The organism is Salinicola endophyticus (genome assembly GCF_003206575.1).
Taxonomy (GTDB): Bacteria; Pseudomonadota; Gammaproteobacteria; order Pseudomonadales; family Halomonadaceae; genus Salinicola; species Salinicola endophyticus.
The window spans coordinates 580,072-600,205 of the sequence record NZ_PZJO01000003.1 but is presented as its reverse complement, the minus strand read 5'-3'; the positions used below and the strand labels follow the sequence as shown (position 1 = coordinate 600,205).

Here is a 20,134-nt window from a genome sequence, read left to right as displayed (position 1 = left end):
GCACGGCCTTGGGCTAGAGTAAGACAGTCCCCTGATCATCGGAGCCGTCATGTCCGCGCGTTTCCGCTCTCGCTCCCCGCTCGCCCCCATCGCCCTGCTGACCCTCGCCGCACTGGGGCTGGGCGGCTGCAGCGCCACCCCGCAACGCACCGCCCTGGCACCCGACGCGTTGCTCGCGAGCACCCCCAACATCCGCTGGTGCGGCACCCTGGCGCTGCCCGGCAAATGGCAGGATGGCACCCCGGTGGGCGGGCTCTCCGACCTCGGCTGGGATGCCGACGAATCGCTGCTGTTCCTGATCTCCGACCGCGGCTGGCTGCACCGCGCCCGGCTCAACTTCAGCGGCAGCGGCGAACTGCGCGGCTACGAACCGCTCGACACCTATCCGCTGCGCGACGTCAACGGCGCGATTCTCAAAAGCCGCCGCAGCGATGCCGAGGCGCTGGCGCTGATCCACGCCGACGACGGCATTCGCGGCAATACCCAGCTGGTCATCGGCTTCGAAGGCGCCGCGGCGACGGGAGACGACACAGGCGACGCCCGCTGGCAGCGTTTCTACCCCTCGGGGCTGGCCAGCGAGCCGCCCCACCGCCCCGCGGCGCTAGCCGACGTCAACGCCAACGGTGGCCTCGAGGCGCTGACCGATACTCCCGATCACGGCCTGATCGGGGGTATCGAGGAGCCGCCGGCGGGCTGGCCCCCCAAGCTGACCCGGCTGTTCACCCTCGACGGCCAGCACACCTGGCGCTACCCGCTCAGCGACGATCCCCACGCCGCGCTGACCGCCCTGGAGACCCTCGACGGCGACCTGCTCACCCTAGAGCGCGCCTTCACCCCGCCGGCCTCACTGGTGATACGGCTGCGCCGCGCCCATCTCGCCAGTGACGGCAGCGTCACGGTCACCGATCTGGCCCGGCTGGCCAACGGCGACGGCTGGTCGGTGGACAACTTCGAAGGGCTGACTCGCCTCGGGGGCCAGCGCTACCTGATGGTGAGCGACGACAATTTCAGCCTGATGCAGCGCACCCTGCTGACCTGCTTCGCCGTGGTCACCCCGGACACCGGGCCCTGAGCGCGCCCCCGCGCGCTGTCCCACCGCTGCCAGGCGTGGCAACGGCACGCGGCGAGCCGCCGGGACGCGCGCCTCTCTCTACGCCTCTCTTCTACGCCTCTCTTCTACGCCTCTCTTCTACGCCTCTCTTCTACGCCTCTCTTCTACGCCTCTCCTCTACCCATCACTTCTCCCCCGTTCCTGTACGCACGCCCACCCCACGCCTGCCCCTATGCATGCCCGTGCATAATAATTTCCGCTAGTTGCCAGCCACCCCGACTAGATTCGATCCTGCGCACGACGTCTTCCATGACTGTCTGCGACCTGATAGGCACAGCTTTTCATAGGCAATGACTTCCTCAAGACGGCCCGCCCGCGGCCGATGTAGTGCACGCGGATGCCATCCGGCCACCGCGTCAGCGCCGACAATACGAAAAACGAAAAGAGGATCGAGCATGAGTGGGATCAACCAAGCCGCCCAGGGCGCCAGCGGCAGTGCCGGTGCGGGGTTCTTCTCCCGCGAACGCACCATCGCGGGCCCCAATTTCAACCGCTGGCTGGTGCCGACCGCGGCACTGGCCATTCACCTGTGTATCGGCATGGCCTATGGCTTCTCGGTGTTCTGGCTGCCGATGAGCCAGCAGATCGCCGACGCCCCGGCCAGTTGCAGCAATCTCGGCCTGTTGCAGGCACTGACCACCACCAGCTGTAACTGGAGCGTGGCCCAGGTCACCTATGTCTTCGGCATCTTCATTGCCATGCTCGGTGTCTCCGCGGCGATCTGGGGCGCCTGGCTCGAGCATGCCGGCCCGCGCAAGGCCGGCTGTATCGCCGCGGCTTGCTGGGGCGGCGGCCTGATCGTCGGCGGCATCGGGGTCATGCAGCATCAGCTGTGGCTGATCTATCTCGGCTGCGGCGTGCTCGGCGGCATCGGCCAGGGGCTGGGCTATATCACCCCGGTCTCGACCCTGATCAAGTGGTTCCCGGACCGTCGCGGCATGGCCACCGGCTTCGCCATCATGGGCTATGGCGGCGGCGCCATGGTCGGCGCGCCGCTGGCAGTGGTGCTGATGAAGCACTACGCCGGCGACGGCGGCACCGGTGTGGCCATGACCCTGATCACCATGGGCGTGATCTACGCCATCGTCATGGCCTGCGGCGCCATCGGTTTCCGCGTACCGCCCAATGGCTGGAAGCCGGCCGGCTGGGTGCCGCCGCAGAAATCGAATGCCAACGCCATGATCGCCCACGGCCACGTGCACCTGAACACCGCCTGGAAGACCAAGCAGTTCTGGCTGATCTGGGGCGTGCTGTTCCTCAACGTGACCGCCGGGATCGCGGTGATCTCGATGGCCAGCCCCATGCTGCAGGATGTCTTCGGCGGCGCCCTGGTGGGTCTGGATGACCGCGACGCGGTGCTCAGCGCCGCACAGAAAGCCGCCGTGGTGGCCGCCGCCGCCGGCCTGGTGGGTCTGATCAGCCTGTTCAACAGCGTCGGACGCCTGTTCTGGGCCTCGCTGTCGGACAAGATCGGGCGCAAGAATACCTACTACTGCTTCTTCATCATCGGCATCGTGATGTACTGCCTGCTGCCGATGTGGGGCCACCTGGGCATGGCCGGGCTGTTCGTGATCTCGATCTGCGTCATCCTGAGCATGTACGGCGGCGGCTTCGCCACGGTGCCGGCCTATCTCGCCGATATCTTCGGCACCCAGATGGTCGGCGCCATTCACGGCCGCCTGCTCACCGCCTGGACCGCTGCCGGCCTGGTCGGCCCGCTGATCATCGCCGCGCTGCGTCAGGCCCAGCTCGATGCCGGCGTCGAGGCCAGCCTGGTCTACGACCGCACGCTCTACATCATGGCCGGCCTGCTGTTCCTGGGCCTGATCTGCAACGCCCTGGTCAAGCCGGTCAAGCCGGAGCAGCAGATGAGCGACGAGGAGCTGGCCCGCGAGCGCGCGCTGCAGAAGGAAGACACCGTCGCCGCCAACGCCGAGACCGCCGCTCGTGGCAGCTTCGGCATCGGCGGCGTGCTCGCCTGGCTGGGCGTCGGTGTGCCGTTCCTGATCGGGCTCTACATCGCCCTGGCCAAGGCCGCCGCACTGTTCTGAGGCAGCGCTTCACCCACCCGTTCCGGCGTACCGAGGGCGTGCGCCGGCGCGGGTACCGCCCTAACCAAAGGCGCCCTCCACGGGCGCCTTTGGCGTTTCAGGTAGCGCTCAGGCGTCGCCCTCGTCCGCCCCATCCTCCGCCAGCAGCGCCTCGAAGGTCTGCACCTCACCGCAGCGATCCGGTGCATAGCCGGTGAGCGCCTCCAGCCGGGTGCGAAACGGCGCCGAACTCATGAACGCCAGCAGCTCCTGGATGTTGTGACGTCGCAGACGCTCCTCGGGACACACCAGCAGATAGTGCTCGCTGGCCAGCCCCAGGAAATCGAGCCCGAACTGCGCCGCCGCAGCCTCGAGGCCGAAACCGACATCGGCCATGCCGGAGGCGACGTAGGCCGCCACCGCGGTGTGGGTGAACTCCTCCTGCTCGGCCCCCTGGATCTGCGCTTCGGCAATCCCCGCCTCGGCCAGCAGCAGCCTGAACAGCAGCCGCGTGCCCGAGTGGACGTCGCGATTGATGAAGCGCTCGCCGGGGCGGGTCAGGTCGGTCAGCCCGGTGATCCGCTCGCGCTCGCCGCGACGCAGGATCAGCCCCTGGCGCCGGGTGACGAAACGGATCACCCGCAACCGCTGCCGCGCCAGCGCCGGGCGATAGGCCTCCATCACCTGTGCCGCCAGGCGCGGCGAGGTGGGCAGGTGAAAGCTGGCCAGGTCGCAGTCGCCACGCTCCAGTGCACTCAGCGCCTCTTCCGGCTGGCAGTAGCGCAGGTCGAGTTCACCGGCGAAGCCCGGCAGCAGCGCCACGGCGTAGCCGTGGGTGGCGTGCAGGCGCAGTACCGGGTGGGCGCCCGCGACCAGCTGCTGCAGCTGATGATTGAGCTCCGAGGCCATGCTGTCGATCTGGGGCCCCAGGCGCGCCTTGACCCGCTGCTCGGACCACAGCAGCGTCTCACCCAGCGGCGACAGCCCGGTGCCGTGCCCCTTGCGCATGTCCACCAGCGCCATGCCGAAAAAGTTTTCGGCGCGATTGAGCAGATTCCAGGCGTGGCGATAGGAGATCCCTGCGGCCTGCGCCGCATGGGTGAGCTTGCCGCTCTCGCGCAGATCCGCCAGCAGTGCGAACAGCACCGGGTCGAGCAGCTCGCCCTCGTCGCTGCGAAACAGCCATGCGGGGGTGATATTCAACTTTTTTCTAAGCATTTTCGTTCATATTTTGCGCGCTCGATGGGAGTGCTAGTTTGGGCTTCAGCGGCATCCACTTAAATCAGTTAAGAACAATATTTCATATAAGGGAAGCGCTGCATCAGTCGCCGAACGCGATGAAAGGCAAGGCGCACGGCACGCAGAGAACGAGACATAACAGGTTGTTAGGCGAGTTCTCGACCGGGCTGGCGCACCAGTACCGCGCAACGCAGCCCTTCGCGGGTGCAGGCATTGAGGCAGTGATTTCCAAGACGATGGACTGACGCGGGCTCCTGACAAGCACCGATCGCGGCAGGCCATGCACCCGACCAGCCACCGACTCGATGAGAAACAGGCCATGTCACATCCCACTCCGCAGCCCGCCGATACGGCGCTGGCGGCGCAGCTCCAGGCCGTGATCGACCAGCACGCCGCGCGCCCCGGGGCCATGCTGCCATTGTTGCACGCCATCCAGGCGCAGCACGGCTATATCCCCGACGCCGCCGTACCCATGATCGCCGAGGCACTGCGCCATACCCGCGCCGAAGTGCACGGCATCATCAGCTTCTATCACCATTTCCGCACGCATCCACCGGGGCGCCACGTGATCCAGGTGTGCCGCGCCGAGGCCTGCCAGGCGGTGGGCGCGCGGGCGCTGGAAGGCCACGTCAAGTCCGCGCTGGGGGTCGACTATCATGAGACTACGGCGGATCGCGAATTCACCCTGGAGCCGGTCTACTGCCTCGGCAACTGTGCCTGCGGGCCGTCGCTGCGGGTCGACGACGAGATCCACGGGCGCATGGACGCCGCCGGCTTCGACCGCCTGACGGCCCAGCTCAGCGCCACCGTGGTGGAGGTGAAGTGATGACGACCACGATCTATGTGCCCTGCGACACCACCGCCCGCTCCCTCGGCGCCGACGCCGTGGCGGCACGCCTGACGCGGGCCGCCGAGCGTCTGGGCGTGGCGATCCAGCTCAAGCGCAACGGCTCCCGCGGGCTCTTCTGGCTGGAGCCGCTGGTGGAGGTCGAGACCGCGGCGGGCCGGGTGGCCTATGGTCCGGTGGCGCCCACCGACGTCGACGCTCTGGTCGACGCCGGCCTGTTCGAAGGCCGGCAGGAGCACGACCTGGCCCTCGGCGACATCGAGGTGCACCCCTATCTGGCACGCCAGCAGCGCCTGACCTTCTCGCGTATCGGTCTGACCGACCCGCTGTCGCTCGAGGATTACACCGCACGGCAAGGCTTCGCCGGCCTGAAGCAGGCGCTGACGCTGGCGCCCCAGGGTATCGTCGACGAGGTCAAGGCCTCGGGGCTGCGCGGGCGTGGCGGTGCGGCCTTCCCCACCGGCATCAAGTGGCAAACGGTGCACGACACCCCGGCGGCGCAGAAGTACATCGTCTGCAATGCCGACGAAGGCGACTCCGGCACCTTCGCCGACCGTCTGGTGATGGAGTGCGACCCCTTCATGCTGATCGAGGGCATGACCATCGCCGGGCTCGCCGTGGGAGCCACCCAGGGCTATATCTATCTGCGCTCGGAGTATCCGCTGGCCCAGGCGATGCTCGACGAGGCGATCCTTCGCGCCGAGGCGGCCGGCTATCTGGGCGACGACATCCTCGACAGCGGCCAGGCCTTCCATCTCGAAGTGCGCCTGGGCGCCGGTGCCTATATCTGCGGCGAGGAGACCTCGCTGCTGGAGAGCCTGGAGGGCAAGCGCGGGCTGGTGCGCGCCAAACCGCCGCTACCGGCGATCGAGGGCCTGTTCGGCCAGCCCACCGTGGTCAACAACGTGCTCTCGCTGGCCGCCGTACCGTTCATTCTCGACCAGGGCGGCCAGGCCTACGCCGACTACGGCATGGGTAAGTCCCGCGGCACCCTGGCGCTGCAGCTGGCTGGCAACGTCGCCCGCGGCGGGCTGGTCGAGCTGGCCTTCGGCACCACCCTGCGCGAGCTGATGGAGAGCTTCGGTGGCGGCACGCGTAGCGGCCGCCCGCTCAAGGCGGTGCAGGTGGGCGGGCCGCTGGGCGCCTATCTGCCGGAGAGCCAGTGGGACACCCCGCTCGACTATGAAGCCTTCGCCGCCTTCGGTGGCGTGGTCGGCCACGGCGGCGTGGTGATGTTCGACGACAGCGTCGACATGGGCGCCCAGGCGCGCTTCGCCATGGAGTTCTGCGCGGTGGAGTCCTGCGGCAAGTGCACCCCGTGCCGCATTGGCGCCGTGCGCGGCGTCGAGGTGATCGACCGTATCCGCGCCGGCGACGCGGCCGACGACAATCTGGTGCTGCTCGCCGATCTGTGCGAGACCATGGTGGATGGTTCGCTGTGCGCCATGGGGGGCATGACCCCCTTCCCGGTGCAGAGCGTGATGAAGCACTTTCCCGATGACCTGACCCGGCCCCAGGCCGAAGGCGGGAGGTAAGCATGTTGCAATATTTCGAACCCGATGCGACCCATGCCGCGCAGTTCGCCCGTGATCTGGGCACCCCGCCGCGGCTGTCCGAGACCCAGGTCGAGCTGAGCATCGACGGCCACAGCATCAGCGTGCCGGAGGGCACCTCGGTGCTGCGCGCCGCGGCGCTGGCCGGCATCACCATTCCCAAGCTGTGCGCCTCCGACAACCTGGAAGCGTTCGGCTCGTGCCGCCTGTGCGCGGTGGAGATCGAAGGCCGACGCGGCCTGCCGGCCTCCTGCACCACGCCGGTCGCCGAGGGCATGGCGGTCACTACCCAGAACGCCCGACTGGCCAAGCTGCGCCGCAACGTGATGGAGCTCTACATCTCCGATCACCCGCTGGACTGCCTCACCTGCCCCGCCAACGGCGACTGCGAGCTGCAGGACATGGCCGGTGCGGTGGGCCTGCGCGAGGTGCGCTACGGCTTCGAGGGTGACAATCATCTCGACGCCGAAACCGACGACTCCAACCCCTACTTCAGCTTCGACCCGAGCAAGTGCATCGTCTGCTCGCGCTGCGTGCGCGCCTGCAACGAGGTCCAGGGCACCTTCGCCCTGACCATCGAGGGGCGCGGCTTCGACTCCAAGGTCGCCGCCGGCCAGAACGAGCCGTTCATGGACTCCGAGTGCGTCTCCTGTGGCGCCTGCGTGCAGGCCTGCCCGACCTCGACGCTGATGGAGAAGAGCGTGATCGAGCAGGGCGTGCCCGAGCACAGCGTGGTCACCACCTGCGCCTACTGCGGCGTGGGCTGCTCGTTCGAGGCGCAGATGAAGGGCGATAAGCTGGTGCGCATGGTGCCCTACAAGGGCGGCGACGCGAATCACGGCCACTCCTGCGTCAAGGGGCGCTTCGCCTTCGGCTACGCCACCCACAAGGATCGCATCAAGGAGCCGATGATCCGCGACGCGATCGATCAGCCGTGGCGCGCCGTCTCCTGGGAAGAGGCGATCGGCTTCGCCGCCCGGCGTCTGCGCGAGATCCAGACCCAGTACGGGCGCGAAAGCGTCGGCGGCATCACCTCCTCGCGCTGCACCAACGAGGAGACCTATCTGGTGCAGAAGCTGATCCGCGCCGCCTTCGGCAACAACAACACCGATACCTGTGCGCGGGTCTGCCACTCGCCCACCGGCTACGGGCTGAAGACCACCCTGGGAGAATCCGCCGGCACCCAGACCTTCGACTCGGTGATGCAAGCCGACACCATCCTGGTGATCGGGGCCAACCCCACCGATGCCCACCCGGTGTTCGCCTCGCAGATGCGCCGTCGCCTGCGCCAGGGCGCGACGCTGATCGTCGCCGACCCGCGGCGTATCGATCTGCTCAAGACGCCCCACGGCGGTACCAGCCTGCACCTGCCGCTCAAGCCCGGCACCAACGTGGCACTGGTCAATGCCCTGGCCCACGTGGTGGTCACCGAGGGGCTGGAGGATCATGACTTCATCGCCCGTCGTTGCGAGGGTGACGCCTACCAGCAGTGGCGCGCCTTCATCAGCGAGCCGCGCAACGCCCCCGAGGCGCTGGAAGCCGAAACCGGCGTGCCGGCAGCCAGGGTTCGAGAAGCCGCCCGCGCCTACGCCAATGCCGGCAACGGGGCGATCTATTACGGCCTCGGCGTGACCGAGCACAGCCAGGGCTCGACCATGGTGATGGGGATCGCCAACCTCGCCATGGCCACCGGCAACATCGGCCGCGAAGGGGTCGGCGTCAATCCGCTGCGCGGCCAGAACAACGTCCAGGGCTCCTGCGACATGGGCTCCTTCCCGCATGAGCTGCCCGGCTACCAGCACGTCGCCGATCCGGCGGTGCGCGAGAAGTTCGAGGCGGTCTGGCACACCCCGCTGGACGACGAGCCGGGGTTGCGCATCCCCAACATGTTCGACGCCGCGATCGCCGGCACCTTCAAGGCGCTCTACGTCCAGGGCGAGGATATCGCCCAGTCGGACCCCAACACCCAGCATGTGGAGTCGGCCCTGCGTGCGCTGGACTGCCTGATCGTGCAGGACATCTTCCTCAACGAGACCGCCAAGTACGCCCACGTGCTGTTGCCGGGCGCCACTTTCCTCGAGAAGAACGGCACCTTCACCAACGCCGAGCGCCGCATCAACCGGGTGCGCCGGGTGATGCCGCCGGTGGCCGGCAAGGAGGATTGGGAGGTCACCCAGGACCTGGCCAACGCCCTGGGTTACCCCATGCACTACACCCATCCGTCCGAGATCATGGACGAGATCGCCAGCCTCACGCCGACCTTCACCGGCGTCAGCTACGCCAAGCTGGAAAAACAGGGCAGTATCCAGTGGCCCTGCAACGACGCCTTCCCCGACGGCACGCCGACTATGCACGCGCTGGACTTCCCCATCGGCAAGGGGCACTTCGCGATCACCGAGTACGTCGCCACCGAGGAGCGCACCAGCCGGCGCTACCCGCTGCTGCTGACCACCGGGCGCATTCTCAGCCAGTACAACGTCGGTGCCCAGACGCGGCGCACCGCCAACAGTGCCTGGCATGCCGAGGACGTGCTCGAGATCCACCCCAGCGACGCCGAGCTGCGCGGTATCGCGGATGGCGACTGGCTGGGCATCAGCAGCCGCGTGGGCCAGACCGTGCTGCGCTGCCGCATCAGCGAGCGCATGGCACCGGGGGTGGTCTACACCACCTTCCACCACCCTGGCAGCGGGGCCAACGTAATCACCACCGACAACTCAGACTGGGCCACCAACTGCCCCGAGTACAAGGTGACGGCGGTGCAGGTGGAGAAGGTGTCGCAGCCCTCGTCGTGGCAGCAGCACTTCCAGCACTTCGACGCGCGCCAGCAGCACTATCTGGCCGCCGCCGACGACGCCCCGGCCGCGCTCAAGTGAGCGCGGCAGGAGTCGGCCAACCGGGGAGAGACGGACATGAGCGATAACACGGCATCGTTGATCAAGATGATCAACCAGATCAGCCTCAACAACCGCCATCACGGCGACGACACCCAGGCGGCCGAGCAGGTCGCCACCCATCTCAAGAAGTTCTGGGCGCGCCCGATGAAGCGCGACATCATCGCCTACGCCGAAGAGGACGGCAGCCAGCTCGACCCGGTGTCGAAGCTGGCCGTCGAGCGGCTCAAGGCACTCTCGACGACGGTCAAGGATTGGGAGGAGACCTCGGACGCGGGCTAGCGGCTGGCGTGGACCAGGGTATTGACGCCCAGACCACCCAGCACACCACCGCCGAGCCGCTGCAGCCAGCGCGAACCGCGGCTATTGCCGGCGGTGAACCAACGCCGCAGCGGCGCCGCCAGCAGTACCGTGACCACGTCGGCGGAGGAGAAGATCAGGTTGGAGGCCACACCCAGGCCGAGCAGTTGCCAGGTCATGGCGAGATCGGCCTGGGGCTGCACGAACTGCGGCAGAAAGGCGACGAAAAACAGCGCGGTCTTGGGGTTGAGCACCTCGACCAGGAAACTGTCACGCAGCACTCGCCGTGCGCTGGCGTGTGAGTCGAGCTGCGGCGCCTCGCCCCCCAGGCCCTGACGCCACAGCCGTACACCCGCCCAGAGCAGATACACCCCGCCAATCACCTTCATCGCCACATAGGCCGGTGGCACTGCCGCAAACAGCGCCGCCAGCCCCAGCGTCGCCGCCACCACATGCACGTAGCAGCCAAGATGCACGCCCAGTACCGCGAACCAGCCGGCGCGCTTGCCACGCCCCAGGGTCTGCGCGGCGGTATAGAGCATGGCCGGCCCAGGCAGATAAGCGAAGCCCAGCGCGGCCAGGGCAAAGGTGAGCGGATCCATGATGATGCCATCTCCAGGGTGAGACCCTCGACTGTAGCGCCCACGACCACACAGAAAAAGCCCCGCCCGGGCGAAACCGGACGGGGCTTTGGCAGGATCCGAAGGTCATGACCCGCGCGCCAGGATCGGCGCGCTCGGATCAGGGCTTCATATCTTCGAAGAAGCGTTTGACGCCGTCGAACCAGCCCTCTTTCTTGGGCGAATGGCGGCTGGCACTACCCAGGCTCTCCTGGAACTTGCGCAGCAGCTCTTTCTGCTCCTCGGAGAGGTTGACCGGGGTTTCCACCACGACCTTGCACAGCAGATCGCCGGCGGGGCCGCCGCGCACCGGCTTGACGCCCTTGCCACGCAGCCGGAACAGCTTGCCGGTCTGGGTCTCGGGGGGGATCTTGAGCTTGACACGGCCCTCCAGGGTCGGCACCTCAAGCTCGCCACCCAGGGCAGCGTCGACGAAGTTGATCGGCACTTCGCAGTGCAGATGGCGCCCGTCGCGCTCGAAGATCGGGTGCGGCTTGATGTCGGCCTGGACGTAGAGGTCGCCCGCCGGACCACCGTTGAGCCCGGACTCGCCCTCGCCGTTGAGACGAATGCGGTCGCCGGTATCCACCCCGGCCGGGATCTTCACCGACAGTGTGCGCGTCTCGCGTACGCGGCCTTCGCCGTGGCACTTGCGACACGGCACCTTGATCACCTGGCCGCTGCCGTGGCAGGTGGGGCAGGTCTGCTGCACGGCGAAGAAGCCCTGCTGCATGCGCACCTGACCCTGGCCGTGACAGGTCGGGCAGGTCTCCTTGCTCGACCCCGGCTCGGCGCCGCTGCCGTCGCAGTGCTCGCACTCGATATGACGCGGCACGCGGATGTCGACGGTGGTGCCGAAGACGGCGTCCTCGAGATCGAGCTCCAGGTTGTAGCGCAGATCGCTGCCGCGCTGGGGCGCGTTGGGGTTGCGCCGACCACCGCCGCCGCCACCGAAGATATCGCCGAAGACATCGCCGAAGATGTCGCTGAAGCCACCCGCTCCGGCACCGCCGAAACCGCCGCCGCCGAAACCGCCACCGGCCTGGCCATCGACGCCGGCATGGCCGAACTGGTCATAGGCCGCGCGCTTCTGGTCGTCGGACAGCACCTCGTAGGCGTCGGAGACCTCGCGGAATTTCTCCGCGGCCTGCTGGTCGTCCGGATTGCGGTCCGGATGGTACTTCTGTGCCAGCCGGCGATAGGCCTTCTTGATCTCCTTGCCGTCGGCGCCCTTGTCGACGCCCAGCACTTCGTAGTAGTCACGCTTGGACATGACGTTGTTCGCCTCCGTATCGATGCCGTGCAAACGACAACGCGGGAGTCGTGTCGGGCTCCCGCGCTGCTGCCGTCACACGACGTCAGACGTCGTGATTATTGCTTTTTCTGATCGTCGTTGACTTCCTCGAACTCGGCGTCAACCACGTCATCCTCTTTCTTGCCGCTGGCCTGGGCGTCGTCGGCCTGGGCACCCGCTTCCTGACCGGCGCCTTCGCCCTGCTCGGCGTACATCTTCTGCGCCAGGTTGCCGGACGCTTCGGTGAGCGCGTCGAGCTTGCCCTGGATGGCGTCCTTGTCGTCACCCTTGAGCGCTTCTTCGAGCTCGCTGATGGCGGTCTCGATCTTGCTCTTCTCGTCGGCGTCGACCTTGTCACCAGCCTCTTCCAGCGTCTTGCGCGAAGCGTGGATCATGCCGTCAGCCTGGTTGCGCAGGGCCACCAGCTCTTCGAACTTCTTGTCCTCGGCCTCGTGTGCCTCGGCATCCTTGACCATCTGATCGATCTCATCGTCGGAGAGACCGCTGGAGGACTTGATCACGATCGACTGCTCTTTGCCGGTCGCCTTGTCCTTGGCCGTGATGTTGAGGATACCGTTGGCGTCGAGATCGAAGGCGACTTCGATCTGCGGCACGCCGCGCGGTGCCGGCGGAATGTCGGCGAGGTCGAAGCGACCCAGCGACTTGTTCTGTGCCGCCTGCTTGCGCTCACCCTGCAGCGCGTGGATGGTCACGGCGGTCTGGTTGTCTTCGGCGGTCGAGAAGGTCTGGGTCTTCTTGGTCGGGATCGTGGTGTTCTTCTCGATCAGCGGCGTCATCACGCCACCCAGGGTCTCGATACCCAGCGTCAGCGGGGTCACGTCGAGGAGCAGTACGTCCTTGACGTCACCGCCGAGCACGCCGCCCTGAATCGCAGCACCCATGGCCACGGCTTCGTCCGGGTTGACGTCCTTGCGGGCGTCCTTGCCGAAGAACTCGGCGACCTTCTGCTGCACCAGCGGCATGCGGGTCTGGCCGCCCACCAGGATGACGTCGTGGATCTCGCTGTTGGAGAGACCGGCATCGTCCATGGCGGTCTTGCACGGACCCAGCGAACGGCTGACCAGATCTTCGACCAGCGACTCGAGCTTGGCCCGGGTGACCTTGATCGCCAGGTGCTTGGGACCGGTGTTGTCGGCGGTGATGTAGGGCAGATTGACTTCGGTCTGCTGGGCCGAGGAGAGCTCGATCTTGGCCTTCTCGGCAGCTTCCTTCAGACGCTGCATGGCCAGGCTGTCGCCGGACAGGTCGATGCCCGAATCGCTCTTGAACTGCTGCACCAGGTAGTCGATCAGCTTGAGGTCGAAGTCCTCGCCACCCAGGAAGGTGTCACCGTTGGTCGCCAGCACCTCGAACTGCTTCTCGCCGTCGACATCGGCCACTTCGATGATCGAGATGTCAAAGGTACCGCCACCCAGGTCGTAGACCGCGATGGTGCGGTCGCCGGTGGAACGGTCCATACCGTAAGCCAGCGCAGCCGCGGTCGGCTCGTTGATGATGCGCTTGACCTCGAGACCGGCGATGCGGCCGGCATCCTTGGTCGCCTGACGCTGAGAGTCGTTGAAGTAAGCCGGCACGGTGATGACCGCTTCGGTCACTTCTTCACCGAGATAGTCCTCGGCGGTCTTCTTCATCTTCTTGAGCACTTCCGCGCTGACCTGCGGCGGTGCCAGCTTCTTGTCGTTCACCTGCACCCAGGCGTCGCCGTTGTCGGCCTCGACGATGCGGTAGGGCACCATCTTGATGTCCTTCTGGACGACGTCGTCCTTGAACTTGCGGCCGATCAGACGCTTGACGGCGTAGAGCGTGTTGGTCGGGTTGGTGACCGCCTGACGCTTGGCCGCCTGACCGACAAGAGTCTCGCCGTCGTCGGTGTAGCCAATGATCGACGGCGTGGTGCGAGCGCCTTCGGCGTTCTCGATCACGCGAGTCTTGTCACCGTCGAGCACGGCGACGCAGGAGTTGGTCGTACCCAGGTCGATACCGATGATGCGTCCCATAATTCCTCACCTCTAACAATTCGTTGACGATTCGATACGTTGTCTTGGCGGCGCGTGTCGCGCGATTGACTGCTATCTGGGGGCTTTCGGGCGCCTTTCAAGCCCCGCCGGCCCAGATTGCGTCAGGCCGACTTGCTGACGATGACCATCGCCGGCCGCACCAGCCGCCCGTTCAGGGTGTAACCCTTCTGCATCACATCCATGACCGTGTTGGGGTCGAGTTCCGGATTGGGCACCATGCTCATCGCCTCGTGGAACTGCGGATCGAACGGTTCACCCTGCGGGTCGATCTGCTCGACGCCGAACTTGGCGAGCACGTCGAGCTGCATCTTCAGGGTCATCGACACCCCTTCGCGGTGGGTCTCGTCGACCTCCTGCATGCTCTCCAGCCCCTTCTCCAGGCTGTCGACCACCGGCAGCAGCTCCTTGACGAACTTCTCCAGCGCGAACTTCCTGGCCTTCTCGGCATCCTGCTCGGCGCGCCGGCGGGCATTCTGGGCCTCGGCGGCGGCACGCATCGACTGATCCTTGGCCTCGGTGAGCGCCTGCTCCAGCTCCTCCACCCGCGCGGCCAGCACTTCTGCCTCGGGGTTGGCGTCACCGCCGTTCTCGCCCGGCTCGTGCTCGAGCTCGTCGGCGACCGCGTCGAGATCGCCCTCGAGCGGCGCCTGGGTCGGCTGCGGTTCACCGTCGCGCTCGGCGCGCTCGATCTCTTCGTCGACGGGCTTCTGCGGATCTCTGGACATGAGTCTCTCCCGATATAGATGTGATGAAAGCACCAGTATGAAGACAGCGTCGGCGCAGCACCGGCGAGCCCCTGGGCCGGGCAGCGTCACACCATGGCGACGCTTCCGCGTAGGGTCTGCTCGGCGCCTGCGTCATCGACGATCGCTATTGACGTCCAAGTGACTGCCTATATGGGGCTGCCCGCCACGATCTCAAGCGTTGGTGCGCTTTGCGTGAACGCCGACAGGCGACACGCGTCCATCAGGCACCGCGAGGTGGATTGAAGCGCCGAACCGACTACTGTATAAACGAACAGACCACTGTATGGCCGCCATCGATCCTCGGGAGGCAGCATGCTGATCCAACTCGCCATTCGCGACTTCGCCATCGTCGACACCCTCGACCTGGAGTTCCAGGCCGGCATGACCGCCATCACCGGCGAGACCGGGGCGGGCAAGTCGATCCTGCTCGGTGCCCTCGGGCTCTGCCTGGGCGAACGCGCCGATGCCGGCGGCGTGCGGCACGGTGCCGAACGCGCCGATCTCAGCGCACGCTTCGATCTCAGCGGCCGCGCCGAGGCGCGGGCCTGGCTCGCCGCGCGCGAACTGCCGAGCGAGGAGTGCCTGCTGCGCCGGGTGGTCACCGCGTCCGGGCGCTCCAAGGCGTGGATCAACGGCCAGCCCTGCACCATCGCCGATCTGCGCGAGCTCGGCGAGTGCCTGATCGACGTCCACAGTCAGCACGCCCACCAAGCGCTGCTCAACGAGGAGACCCACCGTCGCCTGCTCGATGACGCCGCCGGCCAGCGCCGCGCGGTGGACGAGCTGGCGGCGCTGCACCGCCAGTGGCAGAGCCTGCGCAAGCAGTATCGCCAGCGCAGCGAGAACGACGAAGAGCGCGAGGCCAAGCGCCAGCTGCTGCGCTATCAGGTGGAGGAGCTGGATCAGCTGGCCCTGCAGGCGGACGAACTGGAAGCGCTGGAGCAGGAGCAGGAGACCCTGGCGCACCTCGAGGAGAGCCTGCGCGAGGCGCAGTTCGCCGCCGACTGCTGCGACCATGACGAGGGCGGCGCGCTGGGCCTGCTGCTGCAGGCGCACACGCGCCTGTCACGGGTGCCGGGCAGCGACCGCGGCAGCCTGGCGGAAGCGCTCGGCATGCTCAATGATGCCCAGATCCAGCTCGAGGAGGCGGCCCGCGAACTGCACCACTTCGTCGAGTCCACCGAGCTCGATCCGCAGCGGCTGGCATGGGTCGACGAGCGCCTCGGCGAGATTCATCGCATCGCCCGCAAGCACCACGTCATGCCCGACGAGCTGGTCGAGCTGCACCAGCGCCTGAGTGCCGAGCTGGCGACCCTCGAGGGCGGCGACGAGGATCTCGACAGCCTGCGCGCGCGACTCGAGGAGACGCGCCAGCACTACCGCGACGCCGCCCGCCAGATCAGCGAGGCGCGCCAGACCAGCGCCACCGAGTTCGCCCGTCAGGTGCAGGAGCAGCTCGCCTTCCTGGGCATGGAGAAGGCACGCTTCGCGGTCGAGGTCACCCCGCTGGAGACGCCGCAGCCCCACGGGGTCGACCGCGTCAGCCTGCTGATCAGCGCCAACCCCGGCCAGCCACCGCGACCGCTGGCCAAGGTCGCCTCAGGCGGTGAGCTCTCCCGCGTCAGCCTTGCGATCCAGGTGGTGGCGGCCAGCCACAGCACCCTGGCCACGCTGGTATTCGACGAGGTCGACGTCGGTATCTCCGGCGCCACCGCCGAGATCGTCGGCCAGCTGCTGCGCCGGCTGGGCCACAAGGCCCAGATCATGACCGTGACCCACCTGCCGCAGGTCGCCGCCCAGGCGCACCAGCACCTGCATATCGAGAAGCAGTCGAGCGACGAGGCCACCCGCACCCGGATGGCGCAGCTCGACGAGGCAGGCAGAGTGCGCGAGATCGCGCGTATGCTCGGCGGCGTCAAGCTCTCCGAGCGCACCCTGGCCCACGCCCGCGAGATGCTGGCGGCGAGCCAGACCGGGGCGCACTGAGCGCCCTGGCGGCGTTCACGCCGCCCCACCATCGTTCATCACTCACACCATCACACATGCCCTCGCCTTCGGCATGACACGCATACACAGACGCAAAACGCCGACCCCTGGGGGTCGGCGTTTTGATGATATTCGTCGTTTCCGTCCGGCAAGCGCCGTGGGCGCCTGGCCGCGGCCATTTTACTTCTTGCTGCTGTCCTGACGTGTCGCCTTGGAGCCGCGCGGGCGAACGTAGAGCACCAGTGCATGCTCGACCAGTTCGTAACCGTGCTCCTCGACGATCTCGCGCTGGCGCCGTTCGATCTCTTCGTCGTAGAACTCGACGATATCACCGGACTCCAGGTCCACCATATGGTCATGGTGCTCTTCCTGGGTCATCTCGAACACGGCATGGCCGCCGTCGAAATTGTGACGCACCACCAGGCCGGCGGCCTCGAACTGAGTCAGCACACGGTATACGGTAGCGAGGCCGACATCTTCTCCCGACTCCAGCAGCGCCTTGTAGACGTCCTCGGCACTCATATGGAGCTCTTCTTCCATACGTGTCGCTTCGAGGATCTGCAGGATCTTGACACGCGGCAGAGTGACCTTGAGTCCCGCCTTGCGCAATTCTTGGTTTTCGTCGGCCATGGTCGCTCTTCGCAGTGGCGTCCCGTGTCGGGTATGATCAATCCACGCAACGATAGTGAAAGACGGACTCAAATGCAAAACCTGATCAGAACGGCCGTACTCGTGCTCGCAGCGTCGCTCATCGCTGGCTGCAGCTACTTTGGCGTCTACAAACGCGACCTCGTCCAGGGCAACCTCATTACCCAGGACATGGTGTCTCAGCTCCATACCGGCATGAGCCGCGCCCAGGTCGTTCAGGTCATGGGAACGCCGCTGATGGAAGCGCCCTTCTCCTCCGACCAGTGGGACTACGTCTTCTATCTCGACAAGGCCTACGGCGGCACAGTGGAGAAGCGGGTCACGCTCACCTTCGCCAACGACCAGGTGGTCGACATCCAGAAGTCCGGTGACATGGACTCCGACGTCGAGCTCGACCAGGACAGCGGCCCCGGCCCGGCGGTCGAGGGTGCCGGTGAAGGTGCCGCGGTGCCGCAGGTCGGTCCCACAGGCCTCTAGTCTCCCCTCTCTATCGAGTGCGAGTCAGCGCGGCGGCCTGCGGGCCGCCCGCTCGCGCCGTGCCTGCTTGGGATCGAGCTGCAGCGGACGATAGACCTCGACCCGCTCCCCCGGCAGCAACTCGCGCTGCTCGGGAGCTTCCAGGCGTTCGCCGAAGATCCCCAGCGGCGCGCCGGCCAGCCAGGCGTCATCGAGCTCGGCGAAGTGCGCGGTCAGGTTGGCGCGGATCACCGCCGCGCGGGCGGTGAGTCCTGGCGCCCAGACCAGGGTGACGATACGCTGGCGCTCCGGTGTGGCGTAGGCCACCTCGACCCATGTACACGCCGGCGCATCGCTGGACTCAGAGCCGCTGACCTCGGGGGCGTTGACTGCAAAAGGCATGGCGTCAGCGCCCGTAGACCTGATCGGCGCGCCGGGTGAAGGCATCGATCAACTGCCCCGCCACCTGCTGGAACAGCCGCCCGAAGGCCATGCCCAGCAGGCGGTTGCTGAACTCGAACTCCATTTCCAGCTCGACCTTGCAGGCGTTCTCGCCCATGTCACGGAAGTGCCAGCGTCCGTCGAGACGCTTGAACGGGCCGTCGACCAGCGACAGGTCGATACGCCCGGGGCGCTGTAGATCGTTGCGCGTGGTCACGCTCTGCTCGACGCCGCCCTTGGCCAGGGTCATGCTGCCGATCAGATAGTCCTCTCCACGCTCGACCACGCGGGCCCGACGACAGCCGGGGAGGAATTCCGGGTAGCGTTCGAAGTCATTGACCAGCTCGAACATCTGTTCCGGGGTATGCCGGACAAAAGCAGACCGGTGCACGCTTGGCATGTAGCTCTCCACTGATTTATCGCCCCGATGCGCGTATCATGGGGGCCATTTCTCACATGCTTGAATGGTAGCACGCTCGCCCCAAGGTCTGCGGGCGTACCGGATATCGCCGCGAAGAGGTGTCATGGGTAAGAAGAAAGGCAACGTGCCCGGCAACAACACGATCGCCCAGAACAAGAAGGCTCGTTTCGAGTATCACATCGACGAAACCTTCGAGGCGGGTCTCTCGCTGAGCGGTTGGGAGGTCAAGAGCCTGCGCGCCGGCAAGGCCCAGCTCACCGACACCTATATCCTGATCAAGAACGGCGAGGCCTGGCTGCTGGGCAGCCACATCACGCCGCTCAATACCGCCAGTACCCACGTGGTGGCCGAGCCCGACCGTACACGCAAGCTGCTGCTGCACCGCAAGGAGATCGCCAGGATCTTCTCGCGGACCCAGGAAAAGGGTCACACCTGTGTGCCGCTCAAGCTCTACTGGAAGAAGAATCTGGTCAAGTGCGAGCTGGCGCTGGTGCGCGGCAAGCAGCTCCACGACAAGCGCGCGACCCAGAAGGAGCGCGACTGGAACCGCGAGAAGGCCCGCGTGATGCGCGACCACGCCTGACGCGGTGCCGAGAGAGTGCTTCGCGGTGGCGTGTGGTGCCGAGGTTTCGATTCGACGATTGAGATGGCGTGGGGTCACCCCCAACTGATAGAATACCGGGGTTCCACGGGGGCGACATGGCTTCGACGCCGGTGACAATCCCTGAGGTGCATGCCGAGAGCGTAACGTATCTCGTAAATCCAACGTTACGATTAAATAGTCGCAAACGACGAAAACTACGCTCAAGGCGCACTGGCAGCCTAAGAACTGCTAGCTGTTGTCTGGCCTCGAAGCGATGTGCCCATTCATCGCGGAGAGGATACGAGCTAAAGCTGATGGGACCGCGTATGTCAGCGCTCTCCTGACATGCGTTAAACCTTAGAGAGATCGCAAGGTGTCATCCTGCCCGTCGGAGGTCACTGCGCTAAATCAAAAGACGGAACTAAGCATGTAGAGCCGATGGGTGAGTGCCGGCGGACGGGGGTTCAATTCCCCCCGCCTCCACCAACACCAGAAAAAAGCACCTCGAGAGAGGTGCTTTTTTTGTGCCCGGACGCTCGGCGCCCGGGCATTTCGTATCGTGCCCGATCAGCGTGCCATGGGCGTCTACAGCGCGGGATGACGCCCGCTCCGGCGCGGCCCGGCTGCGGCCATGGCGCGCTCCAGGTCCTGGTTCTTGCATTTGAAGGCAGAGCAGCCGGCGCAGCGTACATCCTGTGCCGTCTCGTCGAGCGTCGGCAGCAGAAAGCGCTCGCCGCCGCAGACGTTACAGCGCATTTCGAGGGTCACATTGAGCATGATCGATCCCTGACGGGGCACCAGCGAAGGCTGGCACCAGACTTGAGGTTGGAGGAGACAGCGCGACGGCATCCGAGCCGACGGCTCGACTGAGCGTGGCAAAGAATCGCGTCTTGTCCAGTCCCATCGCCACCACCAGTGGCCAGCGGGCA

The 20,134-nt window shown here is 66.4% G+C and carries 18 protein-coding genes and 1 other RNA gene; 10 read left to right on the top strand and 9 right to left on the bottom strand.

Annotation, left to right across the window (positions count from 1 at the left end):
* Positions 1–49: 49 nt before the first annotated feature.
* Complete coding sequence (locus tag DOM66_RS09240) at positions 50–1,072, top strand: esterase-like activity of phytase family protein (protein ID WP_110674121.1); 1,023 nt, start codon at positions 50–52, stop codon at positions 1,070–1,072.
* A gap of 434 nt (positions 1,073–1,506) precedes the next feature.
* Entirely contained in the window at positions 1,507–3,162 is a 1,656-nt protein-coding gene (locus tag DOM66_RS09235; RefSeq protein ID WP_110674120.1) for an OFA family MFS transporter, read from the top strand.
* 108 nt (positions 3,163–3,270) lie between these two features.
* On the opposite strand, the gene DOM66_RS09230 is transcribed toward DOM66_RS09235, so the two are convergent.
* On the bottom strand, positions 3,271–4,344 hold the full coding sequence (locus tag DOM66_RS09230; RefSeq protein ID WP_245392403.1) for a substrate-binding domain-containing protein: 1,074 nt from the start codon (positions 4,342–4,344) through the stop codon (positions 3,271–3,273).
* A 355-nt stretch (positions 4,345–4,699) separates the two neighbouring features.
* Here DOM66_RS09230 and DOM66_RS09225 point away from each other — a divergent pair, with 355 nt between their 5' ends.
* The 4 genes from DOM66_RS09225 to DOM66_RS09210 are packed head-to-tail and all read left to right on the top strand — an operon-like array spanning position 4,700 to position 9,953.
* Positions 4,700–5,206, top strand: a complete 507-nt coding sequence (locus DOM66_RS09225; protein WP_110689937.1) for a formate dehydrogenase subunit gamma — start codon at positions 4,700–4,702, stop codon at positions 5,204–5,206.
* Entirely contained in the window at positions 5,206–6,762 is a 1,557-nt protein-coding gene (locus DOM66_RS09220; RefSeq protein WP_110689936.1) for a formate dehydrogenase beta subunit, read from the top strand. The genes DOM66_RS09225 and DOM66_RS09220 overlap by 1 nt, the downstream gene beginning before the upstream one ends.
* 2 nt (positions 6,763–6,764) lie before the next feature.
* Positions 6,765–9,653, top strand: coding sequence for a formate dehydrogenase subunit alpha (gene fdhF, locus DOM66_RS09215; RefSeq protein ID WP_110674115.1), 2,889 nt, complete (start codon positions 6,765–6,767; stop codon positions 9,651–9,653).
* A 36-nt stretch (positions 9,654–9,689) separates the two neighbouring features.
* Positions 9,690–9,953 carry a formate dehydrogenase subunit delta gene (locus DOM66_RS09210; RefSeq protein ID WP_110674114.1) on the top strand — a complete coding sequence of 88 codons (264 nt, stop codon included), beginning with the start codon at positions 9,690–9,692 and terminating at the stop codon, positions 9,951–9,953.
* On the opposite strand, the gene DOM66_RS09205 is transcribed toward DOM66_RS09210, so the two are convergent.
* The 4 genes from DOM66_RS09205 to grpE form a co-directional block, all read right to left on the bottom strand.
* The gene (locus DOM66_RS09205; protein WP_110689935.1) at positions 9,950–10,573 is read right to left on the bottom strand and encodes a LysE family translocator; all 624 of its coding nucleotides are present in this window, start codon (positions 10,571–10,573) and stop codon (positions 9,950–9,952) included. The genes DOM66_RS09210 and DOM66_RS09205 overlap by 4 nt on opposite strands.
* A 139-nt stretch (positions 10,574–10,712) precedes the next feature.
* Positions 10,713–11,864: a molecular chaperone DnaJ gene (dnaJ, locus tag DOM66_RS09200; protein ID WP_110689976.1), complete on the bottom strand. Its 1,152-nt coding sequence runs from the start codon at positions 11,862–11,864 to the stop codon at positions 10,713–10,715.
* Positions 11,865–11,962: 98 nt separating this feature from the next.
* Entirely contained in the window at positions 11,963–13,903 is a 1,941-nt protein-coding gene (gene dnaK / locus DOM66_RS09195) for a molecular chaperone DnaK (protein ID WP_110689934.1), read from the bottom strand.
* Positions 13,904–14,025: 122 nt separating this feature from the next.
* On the bottom strand, positions 14,026–14,649 hold the full coding sequence (gene grpE / locus DOM66_RS09190; protein WP_110689933.1) for a nucleotide exchange factor GrpE: 624 nt from the start codon (positions 14,647–14,649) through the stop codon (positions 14,026–14,028).
* Between the two features lie 333 nt (positions 14,650–14,982).
* On the opposite strand from grpE, the gene recN reads away from it, so the two are divergent.
* On the top strand, positions 14,983–16,656 hold the full coding sequence (gene recN / locus DOM66_RS09185) for a DNA repair protein RecN (RefSeq protein WP_110674110.1): 1,674 nt from the start codon (positions 14,983–14,985) through the stop codon (positions 16,654–16,656).
* A gap of 180 nt (positions 16,657–16,836) precedes the next feature.
* On the opposite strand, the gene fur is transcribed toward recN, so the two are convergent.
* Positions 16,837–17,286, bottom strand: coding sequence for a ferric iron uptake transcriptional regulator (fur, locus tag DOM66_RS09180; RefSeq protein ID WP_035476150.1), 450 nt, complete (start codon positions 17,284–17,286; stop codon positions 16,837–16,839).
* Positions 17,287–17,358: 72 nt separating this feature from the next.
* Here fur and DOM66_RS09175 point away from each other — a divergent pair, with 72 nt between their 5' ends.
* The gene (locus DOM66_RS09175; protein WP_110674109.1) at positions 17,359–17,781 is read left to right on the top strand and encodes an outer membrane protein assembly factor BamE; all 423 of its coding nucleotides are present in this window, start codon (positions 17,359–17,361) and stop codon (positions 17,779–17,781) included.
* Between the two features lie 24 nt (positions 17,782–17,805).
* Here the strand turns inward: DOM66_RS09175 and DOM66_RS09170 are convergent, their stop codons facing one another.
* A complete protein-coding gene (locus DOM66_RS09170; protein WP_110689932.1) occupies positions 17,806–18,162 on the bottom strand; it encodes an RnfH family protein in 357 nt (118 codons plus the stop codon).
* A 4-nt stretch (positions 18,163–18,166) separates the two neighbouring features.
* Positions 18,167–18,601: a type II toxin-antitoxin system RatA family toxin gene (locus tag DOM66_RS09165; protein ID WP_110674107.1), complete on the bottom strand. Its 435-nt coding sequence runs from the start codon at positions 18,599–18,601 to the stop codon at positions 18,167–18,169.
* 124 nt (positions 18,602–18,725) lie between these two features.
* Between DOM66_RS09165 and smpB the strand changes: the two genes are divergently transcribed.
* On the top strand, positions 18,726–19,205 hold the full coding sequence (gene smpB / locus DOM66_RS09160) for an SsrA-binding protein SmpB (protein ID WP_110674106.1): 480 nt from the start codon (positions 18,726–18,728) through the stop codon (positions 19,203–19,205).
* 107 nt (positions 19,206–19,312) lie between these two features.
* Positions 19,313–19,691, top strand: a transfer-messenger RNA (tmRNA) gene (ssrA, locus tag DOM66_RS09155).
* 99 nt (positions 19,692–19,790) lie between these two features.
* Here the strand turns inward: ssrA and DOM66_RS09150 are convergent.
* On the bottom strand, positions 19,791–19,982 hold the full coding sequence (locus tag DOM66_RS09150; RefSeq protein WP_110674105.1) for a hypothetical protein: 192 nt from the start codon (positions 19,980–19,982) through the stop codon (positions 19,791–19,793).
* Between the last annotated feature and the right edge of the window lie 152 nt (positions 19,983–20,134).